The sequence below is a fragment of the Ruegeria sp. YKSF57 genome, assembly GCF_059612585.1.
Window position 1 is genome coordinate 1 of the sequence record NZ_JBXWQW010000109.1, and the last position, 2,905, is coordinate 2,905.

The 2,905-nt window shown below is 52.5% G+C and carries 1 protein-coding gene and 3 pseudogenes; 1 reads left to right on the forward strand and 3 read right to left on the reverse strand.

The genetic code is table 11. From position 1 onward, the window contains the following. A pseudogene (locus AC2FLX_RS22035) lies at window positions 1-498 on the reverse strand (IS5 family transposase); the annotation flags it as partial. A 289-nt stretch (window positions 499-787) separates the two neighbouring features. Next, entirely contained in the window at window positions 788-1,435 is a 648-nt protein-coding gene (locus AC2FLX_RS22040; RefSeq protein ID WP_496811492.1) for a hypothetical protein, read from the reverse strand. A gap of 375 nt (window positions 1,436-1,810) precedes the next feature. Between AC2FLX_RS22040 and AC2FLX_RS22045 the strand changes: the two are divergent. Continuing rightward, a pseudogene (locus tag AC2FLX_RS22045) lies at window positions 1,811-2,762 on the forward strand (IS110 family RNA-guided transposase); the annotation flags it as partial. Here the strand turns inward: AC2FLX_RS22045 and AC2FLX_RS22050 are convergent. Then, window positions 2,732-2,905: pseudogene (locus AC2FLX_RS22050) on the reverse strand (IS110 family transposase); the annotation flags it as partial. The pseudogenes AC2FLX_RS22045 and AC2FLX_RS22050 sit on opposite strands and share 31 nt — an antisense overlap.

A 2,905-nucleotide genomic window follows, 5' to 3' on the forward strand; every position in this document is an offset into this window, starting at 1 on the left:
CCAGTCGACCTTTGGCAAGCTGCTGAGCAGCGCCCGCGCGCCGATGTAATCGCTGACTTGGCCGGCGGTGACGAACAGGTTGAGCGGCCGCCCTTGGCTATCGCAGATGGCGTGCAGCTTCGTGTTCATGCCCCCTTTGGTTCGACCGATCAGACGACCACGCCCCCCTTTTTGACGGCCATGCTGGTCGCTGTTCGGTGCGCCTTCAGATACGTCGCGTCGATCATGACGGTCTTCTGTTCGCCGTGCTTGGCAGCCAGACCGGCCATGATCTGCGCGAAGATGCCCTTGTCGCTCCACCGCTTCCAGCGGTTGTAGAGCGTCTTGTGCGGGCCGTATTCAACAGGCGCGTCACGCCAACGCAACCCATTGCGATTGATGAAGATAATCCCACTCAACACCCGTCTGTCATCGACCCGTGGCTTGCCGTGGGACTTCGGGAAGAAAGGGGGTAAGTTTGGCCATCTGCTCGTCGGCCAGCCAGAAGAGATCAGACATGTTCACCGCTCGGTTTTCGAACCGTGAATCATGCAGCGCGTTGAAAATCAATGCATCCTGACCCTAAGGCTGACGCCATCATTCTACCCGCTTCAGCCACAGCCTGGGCCGGAGGAACCGGATCTGCAATACCCAAAGAAGCTACAGGCACCCCCATACCGTGCGTGAAATCTTTTTTTGGAGTCATAGGTCTTTTTCCCACCACTTATCCTCCGTAGAATTTATGAATTTTTAGGGAGAATATCAGCCTCAGATACCGCCCTTACGGCGTTATGAAACTTCCATTCGCTTAAGGAATACAATCTGCAAAAGCGCGACTTTCAAGAACCTTCCGTACAGGTATCAAGAATGCATCCGTTTTTAGCAAGCAATATAAAACAATATCAGACCTGACAATATCAAGATCACTAAACTTTTCTCCCATTATTTTTTTAATGGAGGAAGTAACTTGAATATCATTACAGAGCTCTTCAGAACACATCGCTTGCACCGACAAACGCTGCATTTCAGACAATAAATGAGAGTACAGTGCGGCTCGTTCTAGGTCGCCTGAAGACGCCATTTTTATTGCTATAAAGCGGCCAGCCAGAACCGACGCTGTATACATTTCCGAAGCATTGCCCTGAATAGTTGCCAGCATCGCTCCCGCCAATGCACCCAAGGCGGATTCTTCAGCCGAATGCAACACTAGCAGCACCAGATAACGTCTTAGATTTTCGTTACGATTCGATATTTGAAAGTGCGCAATCTCGTGGCACCCGTCGGGCGTTACGGTATCCTCGCCCTCCAAAAAGTTCAAATATCCCTCACAAGCATCAATAGTAAAAATGGCTGAGCTGGAATTTACTACTTCCGCTCTAACCTTCTCAATGGCGCTAAATGCACCAAGGAAAACAATTACAACCAGTGCACCAAAAAAGTACTTAGATACTTTCATCCATTATTTCCCAGCCCTCTTGGAAAATTTCAACCTAATGCGGTACACGAAATTCTCAGAGGTTAAAATCTTAACGCTTACATAGATTAATAGTGCGGCCATCGCCAACGTCGAATCATCTTCCGTTTTAAATACCGCCCGCTACCCTAAACACCGCTGCCACTACAAAGCTCAATTCACTTGCATTGGTAAATCCTTCACTGCTTTCCGCAGAATTCTAGAAAGGATTATGCAGGTTGATTGAGTATAATCAACTCTTATTTTGGTTGCGAAAATGAGCTGAGTCATGTTGATGGCGTGGATGCCCCCACCAGTTGGCATCGCATTGTGCGAATGTGATGAGTGTTGAAGCCATCACAGCAGGAGGAAGCATCCATGTCCGAGGTTACAATCATCGGGATTGATCTGGCAAAGCGGGTATTTCAGTTGCATGGCGCAAATGACGACGGGTCTGTCTTGTTCCGCAAGAAGCTTTCTCGTGGTCAGCTCCTGGGTTTCATTTCCCAATTTCCGCAGTGCGTTGTTGCCATGGAAGCGTGTGCCACAGCGCATGGTTGGGGCCGGGAGATTGAGAAGCTGGGGCATGATGTGCGCTTGATCCCGCCCATTTACGTGAAGCCTTATGTCAAGCGCCAGAAGAACGATGCTGCTGACGCCGAAGCGATCGTTGAGGCGGCGTTGCGCCCGACAATGCGTTTTGTCGCAGTGAAGACAGAAGGTCAGCAAAGCCGCGCTATGCTGTTCCGGACAAGACAAATGTTTGTTGGTCAGCGAACTCAGTTGATCAACGCGCTACGCGGGCATCTCGCCGAACATGGCTTGGTCGCGCCCAGAGGGGTGGTTCATTTGAGAAATGATCGCCGCCTCAGTCGAGGCCGATGACACATCCTTGCCCGCCGAAGTTCGAGATCTGGCTAAACTGTATCTGAAACAGATCACCGGGCTGGCAGATCGGATTGCAGAGCTTGACCGTAAAATGGTCCGGGCGGCAAGGGAAGCAGCGTTGACACGCCGGGCACAAACCATGCCAGGTGTAGGACCGACCACAGCGCTGGCGATCGAAACATTTGCGCCCGACCTCTCCGGTTTTCGACGAGGCCGAGACTTTGCAGCTTGGCTGGGTCTTGTACCACGCCAGCACTCGACCGGCGGAAGACCGCGGTTAGGAAAGACCTCGAAGATGGGACAGCGTGACATTCGGAGGCTCCTGATCTCTGGCGCTATGGCCGTTCTTCAGGCAGTCGAACGGTTTAACCGTCCGCACAATGAATGGCTTGCGCGTTTGCGCGCCCGAAAGCCTCGCATGGTTGTGGCTATTGCAATCAGCTTCGACGCGTTGGCCGCCCCCTGTGGCGCGATCTGCCCGAACTCGCTCAAATGCCCTCGCAGTGCATTGATGGCCTGGGTCCGCTGCCGGATCAAAAGCTCGCGCACGCGAAACACCATAGCCGCGCCCTGCGTCTCTTCGCT